The 19,180-nt window shown below is 60.2% G+C and carries 21 protein-coding genes; 5 read left to right on the plus strand and 16 right to left on the minus strand.

The genetic code is table 11. The features are described 5' to 3' along the window. Positions 1 to 6 precede the first annotated feature (6 nt). From GGD46_RS06680 to GGD46_RS06695, 4 genes are read right to left on the minus strand one after another with little or no spacing between them, the layout of a single operon-like run. Positions 7 to 1,140: an ABC transporter permease gene (locus GGD46_RS06680; protein ID WP_184702938.1), complete on the minus strand. Its 1,134-nt coding sequence runs from the start codon at positions 1,138 to 1,140 to the stop codon at positions 7 to 9. Next, complete coding sequence (locus GGD46_RS06685; RefSeq protein WP_184702939.1) at positions 1,137 to 2,024, minus strand: ABC transporter permease; 888 nt, start codon at positions 2,022 to 2,024, stop codon at positions 1,137 to 1,139. Before GGD46_RS06685 ends, GGD46_RS06680 begins: the two co-directional genes overlap by 4 nt. 2 nt (positions 2,025 to 2,026) lie before the next feature. After that, positions 2,027 to 2,362 (minus strand): hypothetical protein, encoded by a 336-nt coding sequence (locus GGD46_RS06690; RefSeq protein ID WP_184702940.1) that lies wholly within the window; start codon positions 2,360 to 2,362, stop codon positions 2,027 to 2,029. Between the two features lie 7 nt (positions 2,363 to 2,369). Further along, positions 2,370 to 3,161: an ABC transporter ATP-binding protein gene (locus tag GGD46_RS06695; protein ID WP_184702941.1), complete on the minus strand. Its 792-nt coding sequence runs from the start codon at positions 3,159 to 3,161 to the stop codon at positions 2,370 to 2,372. Positions 3,162 to 3,285: 124 nt separating this feature from the next. Here GGD46_RS06695 and GGD46_RS06700 point away from each other — a divergent pair, with 124 nt between their 5' ends. Further along, positions 3,286 to 3,699, plus strand: a complete 414-nt coding sequence (locus GGD46_RS06700) for a cupin domain-containing protein (protein WP_184702942.1) — start codon at positions 3,286 to 3,288, stop codon at positions 3,697 to 3,699. Between the two features lie 33 nt (positions 3,700 to 3,732). On the opposite strand, the gene hydA is transcribed toward GGD46_RS06700, so the two are convergent. Further along, entirely contained in the window at positions 3,733 to 5,187 is a 1,455-nt protein-coding gene (gene hydA / locus GGD46_RS06705; protein WP_184702943.1) for a dihydropyrimidinase, read from the minus strand. A 48-nt stretch (positions 5,188 to 5,235) separates the two neighbouring features. Beyond that, positions 5,236 to 6,489, minus strand: coding sequence for a Zn-dependent hydrolase (locus tag GGD46_RS06710; RefSeq protein ID WP_184702944.1), 1,254 nt, complete (start codon positions 6,487 to 6,489; stop codon positions 5,236 to 5,238). 306 nt (positions 6,490 to 6,795) lie between these two features. Here GGD46_RS06710 and GGD46_RS06715 point away from each other — a divergent pair, with 306 nt between their 5' ends. Further along, complete coding sequence (locus tag GGD46_RS06715) at positions 6,796 to 7,440, plus strand: TetR family transcriptional regulator C-terminal domain-containing protein (RefSeq protein ID WP_184702945.1); 645 nt, start codon at positions 6,796 to 6,798, stop codon at positions 7,438 to 7,440. 212 nt (positions 7,441 to 7,652) lie between these two features. After that, complete coding sequence (locus GGD46_RS06720; protein ID WP_184702946.1) at positions 7,653 to 7,964, plus strand: hypothetical protein; 312 nt, start codon at positions 7,653 to 7,655, stop codon at positions 7,962 to 7,964. A gap of 65 nt (positions 7,965 to 8,029) precedes the next feature. On the opposite strand, the gene preA is transcribed toward GGD46_RS06720, so the two are convergent. The 4 genes from preA to GGD46_RS06740 all read right to left on the minus strand — a co-directional run bounded on the left by preA (position 8,030) and on the right by GGD46_RS06740 (position 13,199). Then, a complete protein-coding gene (preA, locus tag GGD46_RS06725; RefSeq protein ID WP_184702947.1) occupies positions 8,030 to 9,343 on the minus strand; it encodes an NAD-dependent dihydropyrimidine dehydrogenase subunit PreA in 1,314 nt (437 codons plus the stop codon). A 13-nt stretch (positions 9,344 to 9,356) separates the two neighbouring features. Further along, entirely contained in the window at positions 9,357 to 10,715 is a 1,359-nt protein-coding gene (locus tag GGD46_RS06730; RefSeq protein WP_184702948.1) for an NAD(P)-dependent oxidoreductase, read from the minus strand. A gap of 510 nt (positions 10,716 to 11,225) precedes the next feature. Continuing rightward, entirely contained in the window at positions 11,226 to 12,176 is a 951-nt protein-coding gene (locus GGD46_RS06735) for a sensor histidine kinase (RefSeq protein ID WP_184703234.1), read from the minus strand. Between the two features lie 228 nt (positions 12,177 to 12,404). Continuing rightward, positions 12,405 to 13,199: a response regulator gene (locus GGD46_RS06740; RefSeq protein WP_184702949.1), complete on the minus strand. Its 795-nt coding sequence runs from the start codon at positions 13,197 to 13,199 to the stop codon at positions 12,405 to 12,407. A gap of 264 nt (positions 13,200 to 13,463) precedes the next feature. Between GGD46_RS06740 and GGD46_RS06745 the strand changes: the two genes are divergently transcribed. Both GGD46_RS06745 and GGD46_RS06750 read left to right on the plus strand, forming a co-directional pair. Next, on the plus strand, positions 13,464 to 13,670 hold the full coding sequence (locus GGD46_RS06745) for a NepR family anti-sigma factor (protein WP_184702950.1): 207 nt from the start codon (positions 13,464 to 13,466) through the stop codon (positions 13,668 to 13,670). An 11-nt stretch (positions 13,671 to 13,681) separates the two neighbouring features. Then, on the plus strand, positions 13,682 to 14,233 hold the full coding sequence (locus GGD46_RS06750; protein ID WP_184702951.1) for an RNA polymerase sigma factor: 552 nt from the start codon (positions 13,682 to 13,684) through the stop codon (positions 14,231 to 14,233). A gap of 97 nt (positions 14,234 to 14,330) precedes the next feature. Here GGD46_RS06750 and GGD46_RS06755 read toward each other — a convergent pair whose 3' ends face one another. The 6 genes from GGD46_RS06755 to GGD46_RS06780 all read right to left on the minus strand — a co-directional run bounded on the left by GGD46_RS06755 (position 14,331) and on the right by GGD46_RS06780 (position 19,171). Further along, on the minus strand, positions 14,331 to 14,735 hold the full coding sequence (locus tag GGD46_RS06755; RefSeq protein ID WP_184702952.1) for a hypothetical protein: 405 nt from the start codon (positions 14,733 to 14,735) through the stop codon (positions 14,331 to 14,333). A gap of 9 nt (positions 14,736 to 14,744) precedes the next feature. After that, complete coding sequence (locus tag GGD46_RS06760) at positions 14,745 to 15,095, minus strand: YqjD family protein (RefSeq protein WP_184702953.1); 351 nt, start codon at positions 15,093 to 15,095, stop codon at positions 14,745 to 14,747. A 167-nt stretch (positions 15,096 to 15,262) separates the two neighbouring features. After that, the gene (locus tag GGD46_RS06765; protein WP_184702954.1) at positions 15,263 to 16,054 is read right to left on the minus strand and encodes a heme ABC transporter ATP-binding protein; all 792 of its coding nucleotides are present in this window, start codon (positions 16,052 to 16,054) and stop codon (positions 15,263 to 15,265) included. 7 nt (positions 16,055 to 16,061) lie between these two features. Beyond that, positions 16,062 to 17,153 carry a FecCD family ABC transporter permease gene (locus GGD46_RS06770; protein WP_409527666.1) on the minus strand — a complete coding sequence of 364 codons (1,092 nt, stop codon included), beginning with the start codon at positions 17,151 to 17,153 and terminating at the stop codon, positions 16,062 to 16,064. 19 nt (positions 17,154 to 17,172) lie between these two features. Then, positions 17,173 to 18,105: a hemin ABC transporter substrate-binding protein gene (locus GGD46_RS06775; RefSeq protein WP_184702955.1), complete on the minus strand. Its 933-nt coding sequence runs from the start codon at positions 18,103 to 18,105 to the stop codon at positions 17,173 to 17,175. A gap of 10 nt (positions 18,106 to 18,115) precedes the next feature. Then, positions 18,116 to 19,171, minus strand: a complete 1,056-nt coding sequence (locus tag GGD46_RS06780; RefSeq protein ID WP_184702956.1) for a hemin-degrading factor — start codon at positions 19,169 to 19,171, stop codon at positions 18,116 to 18,118. Positions 19,172 to 19,180: the final 9 nt, after the last annotated feature.

The raw sequence follows: 19,180 nt of genomic DNA on the forward strand, positions 1-19,180 counted from the left end.
CCCGGATTACGTCTGCCCACCGCGGATAGACGGATGCCAGAACGTCGTCATTCTCTCGATAATGGCGACGATACCGTAGAAGACGGAGCCTGCGACCGCGGCAACCGCGATCTCGGCCCAAACCATGTCGACATTCATCCGGCCGATTTCGGTCGAGATGCGAAAGCCCATGCCCGACATGGGTGTGCCGAAGAATTCCGCCACGATGGCACCGATAAGAGCCAAGGTCGAGTTGATCTTCAGCGCATTGAAAATAAAGGGGGCGGCAGCGGGCAGGCGCAGCTTGAACAGCGTCTGCCAGTAGCTCGATGCATAGGTGCGCATCAGGTCGCGCTCCATGTTGCCGGAGGCGGCAAGTCCGGCCACCGTGTTCACCAGCATGGGGAAGAAGGTCATGATGATGACGACGGCGGCTTTGGATTCCCAATCGAAACCGAACCACATGACCATGATCGGCGCGACGCCGATGATCGGCAAGGCGGAGACGAGATTGCCGATGGGCAACAAGCCGCGGCGCAAGAAGGCGACGCGATCCGCAAGGATGGCGACGACGAAGCCGCTGGCGCAACCGATGATGTAGCCGATCAGCACCGATTTGAAGATCGTCTGCTGAACATCCGTCCACAGCGTCGATACGGAACCGGCGAGCCGAGTTCCGATGGCGCTTGGCGGCGGCAGCAGGATGAAGGGAATGCCGGCCCCGCGCGTGGCCGCTTCCCAGATGATCAGGATCCACGCGCCGAAAATCGCCGGGATCAGCAACCGCAGCGTATAGCTGCCGGCTGCCGAGCGCGACCGAATGGTCGACAGGATGGAGACGCAGCGCCAGGCAAGCAGCCAGGCGGCGGCGATCAGAAGAAAGAAGGAAGCCTGCGCCTTGCCTTCATTGCCCGAGATTCCCGCCAGCAGCAGCCACGCGGCGGCATGGGCTGCGAAGAAGAGAATTGCAGCGCAAAGGGTCTCGGACAGCTTCGTGAAGGAAATAAGCGCGGCCGCGGCAATCAGAATGAAGATGACGAAGGTCGTTCCGCTGCTGACCGGCGCTGCTGCATCTGCCGCAAGCAACGGCAAAGCAGGGATCGCGGCGAGACAGAGAAGAAGACAGACCACGCCCTGCCAGGAGAAATGAAACTGCTTCATGCCGTTCTCCCTCCCATCGAGCGATCGACGATGCGGGCCGCGACGCTGACGATGGCGACGAGGATCGCCGCCAGAACCGAGCCTGCGACAAGAGCAGCCCATATATCGATCGTCTGGCTGTAGTAGGAGCCGGCCAGCAGCTTTGCACCGATGCCGGCGACGGCACCCGTTGGAAGCTCGGCAACGATGGCGCCGACAAGACTTGCCGCTATCGCTACCTTCATCGAAGTGAAGAGGAACGGTATGGAGGCCGGCACGCGCAGTTTCCAGAAAGTCTGCGAAGCGCTGGCATTGTAGGTCCGCATCAGGTCGAGATGCATGACTTCCGGCGAGCGCAGCCCTTTCACCATGCCGACTGCGACCGGGAAGAAGGATAGATATGTCGAGATCAGCGCCTTCGGAATGAGGCCGGTGATATCCACAGCCGCGAGCACGACGATCACCATCGGTGCTATCGCGAGGATCGGCACCGTCTGCGATGCGATGATCCAGGGCATGAGGCTGCGGTCCAGCGCGACGACATGGACGATGCCGACCGCGATCAAGATGCCGAGAACGGTTCCGAAAGCGAAGCCGACGGCGGTGGAGGACAGTGTGACCCAGGCATTGTAGACGAGGCTGCGGTTGCTCGTCGGAGCGCGAAGGAAGGTATTTTCGAAGACGTTCTGCGCCACTTGATGGGGTGCGGGCAGGATCGGCTTCGGCTGGGCCAGCGTCTTGCCGATGAATTCCATCGTCGTCGAGTTGACGTTGGCGCGGCGATCAAGATCGCGCTGGAACGGCGCGTTGAGGACGACGGCGAAGACATACCAGAGGACCAGGATCGCAAAGACGATGGTTCCGACCGGCAGGAACTTGTGTTTGAAGAATTGCTCCTTCTCCATCCTCATGCTCCTTTTTGCGCCGGGAGCAGCATCAGCGCCATGGCGATGACACCGAGGCCGACGCCTGTGAGCTGCGGTACGCTCAGGCGCTCGCCGAAGACGATGAAGGCGATGATGTTGATGACGACGAGCTGGGTGATGGCAGAGGCTGAAATCGCCAGGCCCAAGCCCCCTTCGCGCATGAGCCGCACCATCATCAGATTGCCGACGCAATAGAGGACGAGCGACAGGATGAGGATCAGTATGTTGTTGCTGGCGACATAGGCGCGGGAAGCGGTCGCTCCGCTGATGAAGATCGCCATCGCGCCGGCAAGCCAAAGAAGGAATTGCGGGTTCATGGCGATCCTATTCCTCGTAGCTATGTCCGGCCCGCAGACCTTCGCGGACGCGATGGGCGATTTCCAGGAATTCGGGCGTTTCGCGAATGCCGAGCGGCCGCTCCGTCGGCAACGTCGATTCGATAATGTCGGTAACGCGGCCCGGGCGAGGCGACATGACGACGATCTTGGTGGAGAGATAGACCGCTTCCGGAATGGAATGGGTGACGAAGCATATCGTCTTGTTCGTCCGCTTCCACAGCTTCAGGAGTTGTTCGTTGAGGTGGTCGCGGACGATCTCGTCGAGTGCGCCGAAGGGCTCGTCCATCAGCAGGAGATCGGCGTCGAAGGCCAGTGCGCGCGCGATCGAAGCACGCTGCTGCATGCCGCCGGAAAGCTGCCAGGGGAATTTCTTCTCGAAACCGCTGAGATTGACGAGTTCCAGCGTCTGGGCGATGCGCTTGGCCTGTTCCGCCTTGTCATAGCCCATGATTTCAAGAGGTAGGGCGATGTTCTTTTCGATGGTGCGCCAGGGATAAAGGGCGGCGGCCTGGAAGACATAGCCATAGGCGCGCGCCTTGCGGGCATCCTCCGGCGACATGCCGTTGACGGTGATATCGCCGGAGCTTTTGCGCTCGAGATCGGCGATGACACGCAGGAAGGTGGTCTTGCCACAGCCGGATGGACCGATGAAGGAGACGAAGTCGCCCTTTCGAACATCGAGATCGACGTTGCTCAGTGCGTGCACCGGCCCGTCGTTCGTATCGTAGGTGAGACAGAGATTCCGCGCGGAGACGACGGAAGAAGCGGATGACGTCATTAACACCTACCAGTCCTGTTTTCGCCGCTCGGTCGGGGCGGATTGCGTGTTATCGTGTCTGGCATTGCTGCAGCCTGGATTGGCGAGGGTGCCTTGCGGCTGCTGGATCCAGGGGAGTAATGCCATGAGTGTGTCATCGAAGCCCACCTGCCGTGTCGTGCGGCCCGGCGGTAGCTATGCCGGAAAACAGGGCCTCAATTATTTTGGAGGAATCGCCGCCGAGACAGTGGGCTCGACGGGGATCTGCATGCATCTGTTGACGATCCCGCCGGGCGCTCGCGCCAAGGCGCATCTTCACGCCTCGCATGAGACCGCGATCTATGCGATTTCCGGTGAGACGCATTGCTGGTTCGGAGATATGTTGGAAGAGCATGTCATCGTGCGCGAGGGCGAGATGTTCTATATTCCGGCCGGCGTTCCGCATCTTCCTGCGAATCTCAGCGACCGGCCGGCGACAGCTGTCATCGCCCGCACCGATCCGAACGAGCAGGAAAGCGTGGTCCTGCTGCCGGATCTGGAGCGGTATGTGCCGCGCTGAGCGGCGGATGAGCCGAAGCGCTGTGCCCAAGCGTCAAACCCCGCTGGCGGGGATGCCGCTGCGCTGAACCTTGCGCGGCGCGGTGACTTCCTTCCAGGTCGAAAGCGCCCGGTTGGCTGCAGTGAAGGGATCGCGCCTAACGAACTCGCCATGGCCTTCCTTCGTCTTGACCGTGCCTTCCTCGATGGCGACGACGCCGCGCGTCAGCGTGTAGCGCGGCAGGCCGGTCACTTCCTTGCCTTCGAAGACGTTGTAGTCGATCGCCGATTGCTGGGTCTTGGCGGCGATGGTCTTCGACCGTTTCGGATCCCAGACAACGATATCGGCATCGGCGCCGACGAGGATCGCGCCCTTCTTCGGATAGATGTTGAGGATCTTGGCGATGTTGGTGGAGGTGGCGGCGACGAATTCGTTCATCGTCAGTCGGCCGGTGTTGACGCCATAGGTCCAGAGCATCGGCATGCGGTCTTCCAGGCCACCGGTGCCGTTCGGGATCTTGGTGAAATCGTTGACGCCGAAGCGCTTCTGCTCGGTCGTAAACGCACAATGGTCGGTCGCGACCACCTGCAGCGAGCCGGAAGCAAGACCGGCCCAGAGGCTGTCCTGATGCTGCTTGTTGCGGAAGGGCGGCGACATGACGCGGCGGGCGGCATGATCCCAATCCGGGTTGGAATATTCGCTTTCGTCCAGCGTCAGATGCTGAATCAGCGGTTCGCCATAGACGCGCATGCCCTTCTGGCGGGCGCGGCGGATGGCTTCATGGGCCTGCTCGCAGGAGGTATGGACGATGTAGACCGGCGAGCCTGCCATGTCGGCGATCATGATGGCGCGGTTCGTTGCCTCGCCCTCGACCTCCGCCGGGCGGGAGTAGGCATGCGCTTCCGGCCCATTATTGCCTTCAGCCAACAGCTTTGCCTGCATCTGCGCGACCACGTCGCCGTTTTCCGCATGGACGAGCGGCAGCGCACCAAGTTCGGCACAGCGCTGGAAGGAAGAGAACATCTCGTCGTCATCCACCATCAGTGCGCCTTTGTAGGCCATGAAGTGCTTGAAGGTGTTGATGCCCTTGTCGCGGACGACGGCTTCCATTTCGTTGAAGACCTGTTCTCCCCACCAGGTGATAGCCATGTGGAAGGAATAGTCGCAATTCGCGCGGGTCGACTTGTTGTCCCACATGGTCAGCGCCTCGAGCAGCGACTGGCCGGGCGAGGGGAGGGCGAAGTCGACGACCATCGTCGTGCCACCGGCAAGGGCCGCGCGCGTACCGCTTTCGAAATCGTCGGAAGAGTAGGTCCCCATGAACGGCATTTCGAGATGCGTGTGCGGATCGATGCCGCCGGGCATGACGTAGCAGCCGGAGGCATCCAGCACTTCGTTGCCCGTGAGATTCTGGCCGATTTCGACGATCTTGCCGCCTTCGACCTTGACGTCCGCCTTATAGGTCAGGTCGGCCGTGACGATGGTTCCACCCTTAATGACTGTGCTCATGGCGCATGCTCCAGATGTGTGAAGTTCCGATGTTGGGAATCGTGGCCGTCAGGCCACGATCTCCGCCGTCTCGACGACTGCGTGGAACAGCACATCCGCGCCGGCGGCAGCCCATTCCTTGGAGATTTCTTCGGCTTCGTTGTGCGAGAGGCCGCCGACGCAGGGGCACATGACCATCGTGGCGGGGGCGACCTTGGCGGCCCAGCAGGCATCGTGACCTGCGCCGGAGATGATATTCATGTGGCTGTAGCCGAGCTTCTCGGCTGCATTGCGCACTGAGGTAACGAGCTTCGGATCAAAGGTCACCGGCTCGAAATGGCCGATGGCTTCCACCGAGCAGCCGACGCCAAGGGCTTCGGCGATCTTCTTGCCCTCGGTTTCGATCTTGGCGCGCATGCGATCGAGCTTTTCCTTGTCGGGCGTGCGCAAGTCGACCGTAAAGACCACCTTGCCGGGCAGGACGTTGCGCGAGTTCGGCGAGAAGAAGGCCTGACCGACGCCGGCAACGGCGCCGGGCTGGTTTTCCATCGCCACGCTCTGCACCATCTCGACGATGCGCGACATGGCAAGGCCGGCATTGACGCGCATGGCCATCGGCGTCGAGCCGGTATGGGCTTCCTTGCCGGTCAGCGTGAATTCCAGCCACCACAGGCCCTGACAGTGCGTGACGACGCCGATGGTCTTGTTCTCAGCTTCGAGGATCGGACCCTGCTCGATGTGATATTCGAAATAGGCGTGCATCTTGCGGGCGCCGACCTCTTCATCGCCGAGCCAGCCGATGCGCTTCAGCTCGTCGCCATAGGTCTTGCCTTCCGGATCCTTGCGACCATAGGCATAATCAAGCGTGTGCATGCCGGCAAACACGCCCGAGGCCAGCATGGCCGGTGCGAAGCGCGCGCCTTCCTCGTTGGCCCAGTTGGTGACCACGATCGGATGCTTGGTCTTGATGCCGAGGTCGTTCATCGTGCGGACGACTTCGAGGGCGGCGAGCACGCCGAGGACGCCGTCATACTTGCCGCCGGTCGGCTGGGTGTCGAGATGCGAGCCGACATAGACGGGCAGTGCATTCGGGTCGGTGCCGGCGCGGGTCGCGAACATCGTACCCATCCTGTCGACGCCAACGGTCATCCCGGCCTTGTCGCACCAGGTTTTGAAAAGGCTGCGTCCTTCAGCGTCGGCATCGGTCAGCGTTTGACGATTGTTGCCGCCGGCAATGCCGGGGCCGATTTTCGCCATGTCCATCAGCATATCCCAAAGGCGGTCGCCATTGATACGCATGTTTTCTCCTGGCGCTGCCACCATGATGCAATCCTCACCTGTTTGTCCTGAGCATGCAAGGCGCATGCTCTAATGTTCCCGTTGGTCTTATTCCAAATCCCGGAGCGGCGTCTTGTTTTTCTCGCCCGGAAAATCGTCAGTTGCGTTTAAGAAACATCTGACGGATAATTTGACCGGTTGGTAAACATTACAACTTCCGTGGCGCGGCTCAAGACGAAAAGCACGAAAATTTCCGATAAAATTTCAGGCGATTGCCTAAATTAGATGCACTGACAGGGTGAATGAGAGCCCGGCCGAAAGGCTTGGATTTCAAGGAGAAACAGAGCACACATGGCCATCCCCAGAGCCGCCAAGACCCAGCGCCGCACCCGAATCCAGGAAGAGAAAGAGGAAATCATACTCGAGGCTGCGCTTGACGTATTCTCGGTAAACGGCTTCCGCGGCACGACCATCGACCAGATCGCCGAAGTCGCGGGCATGTCGAAGCCGAATCTGCTCTATTATTTCCGCACCAAGGAGGCAATACATCGGGCACTGATCGACCGGGTGCTGTTTACCTGGCTGGAGCCGCTAAGGGCCTTCGACGCCAACGGCAATCCTGAGAGCGAAATCCGCTCCTACATCCGACGAAAGCTCGAAATGGCGCGCGATTTCCCGCGCGAAAGCCGGCTTTTTGCCAATGAGATGCTGCAGGGCGCGCCGCATGTGGAAGACGAGCTGCGCGGACCCTTGAAGGCTCTTGTCGACGAGAAGGCCGAGGTCATCCGCGCCTGGGCAGCGACCGGCAAGATCACCAAATGCGACCCTTATCACCTGATCTTCTCGATCTGGTCCACGACGCAGCATTATGCCGACTTTGACGTGCAGGTGCGCGCCGTTCTGGGTCAAGAGCATGCGGGCGAGGGGCGCTTCGAAGACGCCGCGCGCTATCTGGAGCAGCTCTTCGTCGATGGTCTCGGCATCCGCCGATCGTAGCCGATTGATTTATTCGGTTACCATATGGGTGGAATTTGTCCGATCGAAAGTGCTTCTTTGAGAACGAGCGTTTACGACACGCACAATCTATGCGATGGCCCGGTAAGGTCAGTGCGATGAATGGGTGGTGTTGAAGGGTGGTAAAAAAAGAAGATCAGCGGTGGTATTGGATCAAAATATCTGACCAAGAAAGTGCGATTTACGCTGCAAGAATGAGCGGACTGCCGATCTTCCTCGCTGGACTTTCCACGACCGCTCTGGTCCTTGCCAATGGCTCTTGGGACAACGGTCCGATAACCCCACTCCTGACTGTTGCGCTTGGTCTATTTATCGCCACCGTCGGTTGGCGCATCCGAGCCGGCGCTTTCCGCGTTATCCCGATCGTCATGCCTCTATATCTGATCAATTTGGCGGTAAACGTTCTGCTTTTCCCCATATTGGGCTCTGCGCTCGCTATCCTATACATGTTGCTGGCTACCGCAGGCATTCGTGGCTGGTGGTGGCTGCGGCGCAACCCCGCCTAGGGTCGCGCCATTTCACCGATATTGACCGAATTTCAACACGATAGCAGGGGCGCCTGCGCCAGTCGCTATTCGGCCGCCTGTCGAGCCATCGGATTGTTCGGATGGGTCGTCCAGTTGGCGTAGTTCGGGTCGACGATCTTGCCGGTGCGCTTGTCGAGGTTGCCTGCCGGCAGTTCTTCCATGGTGATGCAGTTCTCGACGGGACAGACGCTGACGCAGAGATTGCAGCCGACGCATTCCTCGTCCATGACCTCAAAGTGTCTGGCGCCGTCGACCATGTTGGTGATTGCCTGATGCGAGGTGTCTTCGCAGGCAATGTAGCAACGGCCGCACTTGATGCAGGCGTCCTGATCGATCTTCGCCTTGGCGATGTAGTTGAGGTTGAGATACTGCCAATCCGAGACGTTCGGCACAGCCCGGGCGATGATGTCGTCCAGGCTGCGGTGCCCCTTTTCGTCCATCCAGTCGGAAAGGCCTGAGATCATCTCCTCGACGATCTTGAAGCCATAGGTCATCGCGGCGGTGCAGACCTGCACGTTGCCGGCGCCGAGTGCGAGGAATTCCGCCGCGTCACGCCATGTCGTGACGCCGCCGATGCCCGATATCGGCAGCCCGTAGGTCTCGGGATCGCGGGCGATCTCGGCCACCATGTTGAGCGCGATCGGCTTGACGGCGGGGCCGCAATAGCCGCCATGGCTACCCTTGCCGCCGACCGTCGGGTTCGGGGCGAAGCTGTCGAGGTCGACGGACACGATCGAGTTGATGGTGTTGATCAGCGATACGGCGTCGGTGCCGCCCGCCTTGGCGGCGCGGGCGGGCTTGCGGATATCGGTGATGTTGGGCGTCAGCTTGGTGATGACGGGCATGCGGGTGTATTGTTTGCACCAGCGCACGACCATTTCGATATATTCCGGCACCTGCCCGACCGCGGCACCCATGCCGCGCTCAGACATGCCGTGGGGACAGCCGAAGTTGAGCTCGATACCGTCAGCTCCGGTTTCCTCGACCAGCGGCAGAATGGCTTTCCAGGACTCTTCCTCGCACGGCACCATGATCGAGGCGATGAGCGCGCGATCCGGCCAGTTCATCTTCACCTGCTTCATTTCGCGCAGGTTGGTGTAGAGGTCGCGGTCGGTGATCAGCTCGATATTGTTGAGGCCGAGCAGGCGACGGTCGGCACCCCAGATCGCGCCGTAACGCGGGCCGTTGACGTTGACGACCGGCGGGCCTTCCTCGCCGAGCGTCTTCCAGACGACGCCGCCCCAGCCCGCCTTGAAGGCGCGCTCAACGTTGTAGGCCTTGTCGGTTGGCGGCGCGGAGGCAAGCCAGAACGGGTTCGGCGATTTGATGCCGATGAAGTTATTGCGGAGATCAGCCATGTCGGTTCTCCTTTCAGGCGACTGCAGCGGCCGACTTGGCGGCAGCGAGCGCATTGTTGATGGATTCAGCCGCGTCGCGACCCTGCGCTACGGCCGAGACCGTCAGGTCATCGCCGCCGAGCACGCAGTCGCCGCCGGCCCATACGCCGTCGATCGAGGTCCGGCCTTCGCTGTCGATGGCGATGCGGCCGGATTCCATGCGGAGGGCACCGAGGCCTGAGGCTTCGAATGTCTGGCCGATGGCCTTGAAGATCTGATCGGCAGCAATGATGCCGACGTCGCCGGTGGCCGTCAGCTTGCCGTCGCGCAGTTCTGTATATTCGACCTCGATGCCGGCGACCTTGCCGTCCTTGTCGACGATACGCTTCGGAGCCAGCCAATGGCGGATGATGACGCCCTTGGAGGCAGCGAGATCCTGCTCGAATTCCGAGGCGTTCATATGCTCCTTGCCGCGGCGATAGCAGATCGTCACTTCTTCGGCGCCGAGCAGCTTGGCCTGCACGGCCGCGTCGATCGCGGTCATGCCGCCGCCGAGGACGACGACGCGGCGGCCGATGGCGATATCGGCCTTGCTGCCGGCCTGGCGCAGTTCGGCGATATAGGCAACGGCGTCGGCGACGCCATCGAGATCTTCGCCTTCGGCGCGTAGCGCATTGACGCCGGCAAGGCCGAGGCCGAGGAAGACGGCATCATACTGCTGAGAGAGGTCGGAAAGGCTGAAATCGCGGCCGAGTGCCTGGCCGTTCTTCACCTCGATGCCGCCGATGGCGAGCACGTAGTCGACTTCCTTCTGCGCGAAGTCATCGACCGCCTTGTAGGTGGCGATGCCGTATTCGTTCAGGCCGCCGGCCTTCTCGCGCGCATCGAAGATGGTGACGTCATGGCCCTTGACGGCCAGACGGTGTGCACAGGCAAGACCGGCAGGGCCGGCGCCGATGACGGCGATCTTCTTGCCGGTGGATTCGGTCCGCGAATAGAACTGCTTGTTTTCGGCCATCGCGGCATCGGTCGCATAGCGCTGCAGGCGGCCGATCTCGACCGGGCGCTCTTCGGCAGTGTTGCGCACGCAAGCCTGCTCGCAGAGCTGTTCGGTGGGACAGACGCGGGCGCACATGCCGCCGAGGATGTTCTGATCGAAGATCGTCTTCGCCGAGCCGAGCGGGTTGCCCGTCGAGATCTGGCGAATGAACATCGGAATGTCGATGGAGGTGGGACAGGCCGTCATGCACGGCGCGTCGTAGCAGAAATAGCATCGGTCGGATGCGACCAGCGCCTCGTGTTTGTTGAGGCGCGGGTGAAGATCGGAAAAGTTTGCATCATATTCGGCCGGCGTGAGCCTGCCTTTATGAATCCCAGTTTCCAGTCGTCCCATTGAAGTTCCCTCTTATAGTAAACGGCTAGTACAAGAACGGTAACTCAGGTTAAAAAATTTATCAAACGGTAAAATTTTGACCCGCGAATTTGCTCAGAACGACATTTTGACCGGGCCGATCAGCGGTGTTGCCAGCTCGGTGAAGCGGCTTAACTCTATGTTTTTATGTATCTAAATTCGGGTCTTCCCTATCAGGTGAGGAAGGCCGAAAAAATCAGCGCGCTTCTATGAAGGTGCGATTTGCATGGCGCGTTGGCGGTGCCACCGATCGTCGTCGCGATCTGTATGAAGAAAAAATGAAATTTTTCGGGGTTCGATGGAACCAAGATCCGGCGGTGTCGTTTAGGAGTCGTCGCGATGACGATTGCATCCCCCTGATGCATGCCCAAAGCGTCATCGGACTCTACTCACGGTCCCCTCCCGATGAGTGTAAAGCAGCCAGTGCGCCGCCCTCGCACTGGCTGTTTTCTTATTTACAGCCAGTTCCTATTCCAGTTGGCGACATCGCCATCAGCGGCGTCGCAGTATCTCGTACTCGGTTTCGGGGATGGTGAGGCGATAGCCGATGCTGCCGTCGCCCATCGCGAAGTCGGCGCGGCCGTTCATTGAGGTCGGCACCACGCGCTCAAGCACGGTGCGGCTGAAGCTATTATCCTCGAACTCATGGTTGCCGGGCGCATAAAAGCGTTCTGACCAGGCGACTTCGATCGCCTTCTTACCGTCGAGTTCGGCTTCCTTGCAGTTCAAGGTGATGCTGGTGGCGCCGGCCGAGATGGCCCCGTGCGAGGCGGAATTGACGATCAGCTCATGCAGCGCAAGCCCCAGGTGCACGGCCGCATTGGGCGTCAGATGGGCGTTGATGCCATAGATCGGCATCGGCACGCCGGCATCGGGCCAATAGGGCGCAAATTGCTTCTCAGCCAGTTCGAACAGATAGGCGCCGCGCCAGCTGGAATCGGTGATCAGATCCTGCGAATTCGACAGCGACTGCAATCGTCCGCGGAACTTGATCAAGAAATTATCGACTGAAAGCGTATGGCGCGCGGTCTGCGTCGCGATACCTTGGATAATTGCCAGCAGGTTCTTGGAGCGATGCGACAACTCGCGCAGCAGCGACTTCAGAACCTTCTCGCGATGACGGCTCTCGGTGATTTCGGAGATAACGGACAACACACCCTGCGGCTTGCGGCCGCCGACGCGTTCCATTTTCAGCTCATAGACGCGAATACCGTCGCCGCTTGGAATTTCGACTTCGGCGGTTGCCGGCTTGCCGCTCTCGAGAACGCCGCGTTTCAGGCGCAGAAGGTGTTCGCCATCCTTCTCGCCAAACAAATTCAGATCATTGCCGCCAACGATAAGGGATGGCTGTAGATGATCTGGCAAATTTTCAGCATGGCGTATCGAAAGGGTCTGATCTTGAAACAGAATCGACACGCTGGCGCTCGCAAGAGCGCGCTCCATCAGGGCGGCTTTGCCTTCCAAACTCAAAGGCGCGCCGGCTAATGGTTCAGACGTACTCACCGGCTTGCCTTTCACTGGGATTTCGAGAGCCCCGCCGACAGGGCATCTCCACTCGTAGAATTTTGGAACGACCTCTTAAATCGCCCGGTATAACAGTCGGTAAACCGATCGTTTTGAATGCCAACGCTCGGCCGTAATCTTTGTTCCGCAACAGGCTTTGCAACCTAGTCAGGCCGCCACTCTTGTGGTTTCATTGAAGAAAAGTGCCTGGCTGATAAGGGCCTTCACCATGTCGGGATTGAATGGCTTGGTCACAAGGAAGGTCGGCTCCGGCCGTTCTCCGGTCAGAAGCCGTTCCGGAAATGCGGTGATGAAGATGACCGGGATGCTGGCGCTCTTCAGGATATCGTTGACGGCGTCGATGCCCGAGCTGCCGTCGGCAAGCTGGATATCGGCAAGCACCATTCTTGGTTTTGTTGCGTTGTAGAGCGCTACCGCTTCGGCATGCGTGCGGGCGATACCGGTGACGCGATGGCCGAGGCTTTCGACCATTTGCTCGATATCCATCGCGATCAGCGGCTCATCCTCGATGATCATGATTTCCGTCGCCACCTGTCGCGATATCTCCTGCGACGCGGTGTCGAGCAGGTGCATGGCCTCGCTTTCCGTGATCTCGAGAATATCGGCGATCTCGTCCAGACGGAAACTTTCGACGGACCCGAGCAAAAATGCCTGGCGGGCGCGTGGAGAAACCTTGGACAGGTTGACGGAAGCACGCTGTTCCCAGGCAAAGGGTGAGGTCGGCTCGGGAATCTGAAGTGTTACGGAACCGAACAGCTTGGTGAACAGTTTATAGAGTGCGACACGGTCACTATCCGTGTCGGGAAAGATGGAGATGTCGGTGATGATGGCTTCCAAAACCGCAGCAACATATGCGTCCCCGGAGGTCTGAGTTCCGGTCAAAGCACGAGAATAGCGACGCAAATAAGGAAGATGCGGCGCGATGCGTGTGGAAAGTGTCATCAATGGTTCCCGCCTTTTATCAAATTCTAAATAAAATACAGCGCGGAGGCTGCAGTGACTAACAAACGTCAGTTCAGTAAAAAAGTTCCTCTTTGTCGGAACTTTTTTTAGGCAGTCGCATTTCAATGCTTACAATCAGTCGACTTCATCCTTTACGATTCGTTTAGAAACAGTTTTGAATGAAGTTGACTGGTCTCCCGGGCATGGAAGCAGTGAACGTGCTCCACCCTTGAATGCGAGATAATCGAAAAGCGAGCAGGCTAGATGACTATCCAGAATTCCGAGGACGCAGATAAGACAGTATCGGACCTGCGCGCAGTGGATATCCTCGATCCCAACAACCAGATCGGCAACAGGCTGCGTTCCTTTTATTCTGCCATGCAGGATGAGGCTATTCCGGATCGGTTCCTCGATCTTCTTGAGAAGCTTGATCACGCCGAGCGCCTGGCCGCCGCAAAAGTTTCCGAATAGGCGGTGACGTCATGGAAACGCAAACGAGCTTTAAACGCGAGCTTCTCGCGGCCCTGCCAAGCCTCCGCGCCTTTGCCATTTCGCTGACCGGCCGTCACGATCGCGCCGACGATCTTGTCCAGGACACGATCATGAAGGCCTGGGCGAAGCAGGATCACTTCGAGATGGGCACCAATATGAAGGCCTGGCTCTTCACCATCCTGCGCAACGAGCTCTATAGCCAGATGCGCAAGAGCGGCCGTGAAGTGCAGGACAGTGACGGTATCTTCACCGAATCGATGGCGACGCATCCCTCGCAATATGGCGCGGTCGACCTTCAGGATTTCCGTAAGGCGCTGGATCAGCTGCCGCCGGACCAGCGCGAAGCGATCATCCTGGTGGGCGCTTCCGGATTCTCCTATGAGGAAGCCGCCGAGATTTGCGGCTGCGCGGTCGGTACCATCAAGAGCCGCGTTAATCGCGCCCGCCAGCGCCTGCAGGAGCTGCTCGACATTTCCGGCGAAGCCGATTTCGGCCCGGATGCCACCTCGGCGCCGCTAACCTCCAAGGCATTCGCCTTCTGACAAAAAGCCCGGTCGAAAGATTGGGCTTTTTCATTTCAATCAATTGCAAGGCTTTGCCGTCTAAGTGGGAGCCGCTCCCAATTTGGAAGCGGGCGGATCAATCGTCTTCCTCGCTCTTTCCAAACAGATTGCCGAAGAGAAGGGCGGCCGCTACCGCTGCGGTCATCAACGGCTGCTTGCGCACGAGCCCTATGACTGCGGCCGCCATGGTTTCCATTGCGAGCCGGCGTTCGCGCGCGCGGCGTTGCTCCTGCTTGTCGATAATCGCCATGATGACGAGCACGATCAGTCCCAGCAGAAGGGCGCCTGCCGCGATCAACAGCGCGGAGACCGCGGCGCCATAAATGGTCGCAAGCCAGATGGCCGCTGCGACGAGAGCGAAGACATAGGCGGTCAGCAGAAGAAGGGTTGCTATGGCGACAAAAATACCGTTGCGCTTGGTTCGCGCAACGGTGCGATTGAATGTGCCTGACAGCAGCAGGCCAAGGAGAGGAGCGATCATCGCGCCACCCTAGCGGCGTGACAGAAGCAGAGCAACCGCAAGACCGAAGGTCGCAGCCGCGGCGATGGTGGCGACCGGATGCTGGCGCACCGTTCTGCGGACCTCGCGCGAACCTTTCGTATAACCGCGTTGCAACTCGTGCAGCAGTTCCTCGCCACGGGCAGTCAGGTCGTCGAATCCCGTTTCAGCGCTCGCACGTAATTTCTTGCCTTGCTTCGCGCCGCTCTCGCCGATGAGCTTGGCAAAGGCAGCGACTTCTTCGCGCAGCGATTCGATCTGGTCCTCGATGCTTGCCTCGACGTCATGGAGATTGCTGCCATTGCGCTTGCTTCGCGCCGAATGAAAAATGGATGCAGCCATATCTAGCTCCCTTTGCTTTGCCTGGGCGCTCGATGGGCGCCTGTTGTTCGCGATGGTTCGGTGTCCTCAGACAGACCAACCATATTGCTTTCGGAACGTTGATTCCGATCACTGGATCTCAACGCGCGGGTGTAGCAAAAGGTTCCGAAGGGGCGATCAGCCGCGCGTCACTCGATGAGCGCGCTGTGGGCGAGCACGAAGGGTGCGTCGTTGGCGGGAAGGCGATTGACCCGGAGATTGCAGCCGAACACGTCCTGAAGATGCTGGTCGGTCAGAACCTCCTTGACGGAACCTGCTGCTTGCAGGCGGCCACCTTTCAGTAGGACCATCCGGTCGGAAAAAAGCGCGGTCAGGTTGAGATCGTGCATGACCGCGATGACGCCTCCTCCGCGTCGGCAGAATTGCCGGGCGAGCGTCATGATGGTGAGCTGGTGACTGATATCGAGGCTGGAAACGGGTTCGTCGAGCAGTAGCCAGCAAGGCTTCCCGTCGATGACAGGCTCGGAAATCTGGCAGACGACGCGGGCGAGCTGGACGCGCTGTTGTTCACCACCGGATAGCTCCTGATAGAAACGGCCTTCGAATCCTGCAAGATCAACAGACGCGAGCGCCTCGGCGGCAATGTGATCGGCTTGTTCCTGATGCCGGTTACGCCCGCTCGTCAGGCCCATGCGAACGATTTCGCGCACGGTGAAGGGAAAGGAGATCGAGCTTGCCTGCGGCAGGACGCCCCGCATTTCCGCCAGATGCCATGGTTCCAGCCTTCTGATCTCGACGTCATTCATATGGACCGAGCCGTGATAGGCAAGTTCCCCTGAAATGGCTTTCATCGTGGTCGTCTTGCCGGAGCCGTTCGGTCCGCAGATCGCGGTCAGCGTTCCGGCTTCTGCCGCAAAGGATACGTCCTGCACGATCGCCTTGCCCGCGAGCCGGACGGAGAGATTGGATACATCGATCATGGCGGGCTCACAGGCTGAGGCGCGAGCGCTGCCTGAGCAGCATCCACAGGAAGAAGGGGCCGCCGACGCCGGCCGTCAGGATGCCGATCGGCAGTTCGGCGGGGGAAACGATGGTGCGGGCGACGACATCGGCAATGACCAGAAGCGAGCCGCCGAGCAGTGCCGAAGCGGGAAGCAGGAAGCGGTGGTCCGGCCCGATGATCATGCGCAAAATATGCGGCACGACGATGCCGACGAAGCCGATGCCGCCGCTGACGGCGACGGAAGCGCCAACGGCTGCGGCGACGCTGACGATGGCGACGTTCTTCAGCCGCTGCACGGCGACGCCCATGTGAAAGGCTGCCGCTTCGCCGAGCGTCAGCGCATTGAGACCGCGGGCCATGAAGGGCAGGGGCAGCAGCGAAAGGATGATGATCGGGCCGGCACCGGCGACTTTGCTCCAAGTCGAGCCTGCCAGCGATCCCATGCTCCAGAAGGTCAGGTCGCGCAGCTGCCGATCATCAGCCATGTAAATCAGGATCCCCGTGGCTGCGAGAGCGAGGGAGCCGAGCGCGATGCCGGCCAGCAGCATGGTCGCGATCGAGGTCTGACCGTGCCGGGTGGCGATCCTGTAGAGCAGGATCGTCGTTATCAGGCCGCCGACAAAGGCGGCGATGGGAAGCGAGAATATGCCGAAGAGGTGTACGACCGGGGCGAGCACGCTGCCGCCGAGCACGATCATCGCGACCGCACCGAGGCTGGAGCCGGCTGAAACGCCGATCAGGCCGGGATCGGCCAGCGGGTTGCGGAACAAGCCCTGCATGACGGCACCCGAAACCGCCAAGCCACCGCCGATCAGAAAGCCGAGAATGGCGCGGGGCAGACGGATGTCGAAAATGACGATGCGGTCGCGGACGCTGAGCGCGCTTTCTGCCTCACCACTCACCATGCTGCCGATCACGTCGATGATCGACGCATTCGAGGCGCCGGTCGTGATCGAGAAGGCGAGGGCTGCCATTGACACCAGAACGAGGCCGGCGATGACGAGGATCGCAAGTGCGGTGCGATCCCCGTTATGACGGCGTGCCTTGGTCTGCGACATCTGCTTCAGCCCTGCCATGGCATCGTTGAATGCCACGTCAGCCTCCGTAGATCGCTGCGTTCAGCTCGCGAATGGCGCTGGCGGTGCGCGGGCCGAACCCGAGCAGATGCAGGCCGTCCATGCGGACGATCGCCTTGTGGCTGGCGGCGGGCGTCAGCGAAATGGCCGGCTGCTTCAGCAGGTCCTCGTCCGACATCGATAGCGGTCCTTCGCGATCCATGATCAGGATGACATCGGGCTTGGCTTCGATGATCGCTTCATCCGTTACTGATTTGTAGCCGGAAAAGCCGCTGATCGCATTGATCGCGCCCGTAAGTTTGATGATGCCATCGGCAGCCGTGTTGCTTCCTGAAGCGAGGATCTTGCCGTTTTGGAGGCTGAGCACGAAGAGCACGCGCTTGCGCTCGGCCTCCGGGCGCTTGGCCGAATCGTTGATCGCAGCATCGAGGTCGGCGGCAACCTTATCTTCCAGGGCCTTCGCTTTTTCCTGCACGCCGAGCAGCGAACCGACGGCCTCTATCTTTTTCAGGATGCCGTCGCGATCATAGGTCTGCGGCACGGTTTCGAACGGCAGGCTGGCATTGCGCAACACGGCCAGCGCCTCCGGCGGACCTGAACCCTCGACGGCAATGATGGCCGTCGGGTTGACGGCGAGGATGCCTTCCGGCGACAGGGCGCGCATATAGCCGACATCGGGAAGTTTGGTGACTTCCTTGGGATAAAGGCTGGTGGAATCGCGGGCAATCAGCCGCTTTTCCTCGCCGAGCGCGTAGACGATCTCGGTCACATCGCCGCCGATGGAGACCAGCCGCGTGGTGTCGAGCTTCTTTGTTTCGGCGGCTTGGGCGTGCCGCACGAGGCTGCCATAGCCCGCGATGGGGCTTGCCGGAACGAATGGCAGAGCCATGACCGCCATGGTCAGCGCGATTTCCCACGCCCTGATACGCTTGAAGTTCCTAAACATCGTCATTTGCCGTCTCTCATGCAGCGACGCTGGCGCCGTCTTTCGTCAGGTTTTCGACGATGGCGCGCCAGTCGGGACGCTCGTCGAAGCCTTCCTTCCGCTTGCCGAAGAACTGGATGATCATCTCGCCCTTGGCATTGTAGGCTTCGAGCGAAGTCACATGGCCATCCTTGGTCGGCTTACGCACGGCCCAGGTCTCGGCGATCTGGTCCTGCCGCAGGTGCAGATGGAAGGTCGGATCCATGACGTTGATCCACGGGCCCATGGTCTGGACGTTGACGATCGGGCCGGAATGGATCTGCACGGTGCCTTCGTTGGCGACGAAACACATGATCGGCAGGCCTTCGCGCACGGAGGCGTACATCATTTCGGCGACAGCGCCAGCATCCAGCTTCCATGCATAGTCGTCGCCGACGGTGCGAATGGCGTCCTGGCGTCCGATCTTCAGCTTCTTCAGCATGCCGAAGAATTCATGCGTATCGGTCATGCGGCTCCAGTGGTCGCGCAGCTCGTCGCGGCTGACATCGCCATCCGTCGCGCCGTTGTCGTAGCCCGAGCGGTCCTCGACGAATTCCTGCGACTGATCTTCGATGCGCAGTTCGGCGACCATGGTGTGATAGGCCTCGACATTCGAGGCAGGACGCAGATGGATCTTGTGGACAGCGTCGCCTGCCTTGTCGAAGAACTGCAGGCTCAGCTTCTGCTGATCGCCATCGGCCTTGGTGACGGCAAAGCCATGCGCCCAGCGCTTCGGGAAGATGCGCAGGTCGATATTTTCGCCGAGCACGATCGCGGCCTGGGCGCCGAACTTCATGTTTTCATAGACGCCGATCTTTTCGTGGACGGCACTTTCGTTGCGCGACAGTGCCATGATCTCGCCGAGCGAGGCGATCCGCTCCAGGAAGCGATCGACGCTCGCGTCGATCCGGATGGCGGAAATGCCGACTTCGGCCGCGACGAGGGCTGCTTCGGAAATGTTGAGGCGGACGGCGATATCGCGCTCGCGCATCTTCGGGTTCTCGGCGCGGAACGCGCGGATCTCAGCGGGGGTCGGTCGTGTCGTCTCAGTCATTTGTCATGC

Source organism: Martinezella lusitana, from assembly GCF_014207095.1.
Lineage (GTDB): Bacteria > Pseudomonadota > Alphaproteobacteria > Rhizobiales > Rhizobiaceae > Rhizobium > Rhizobium lusitanum_B.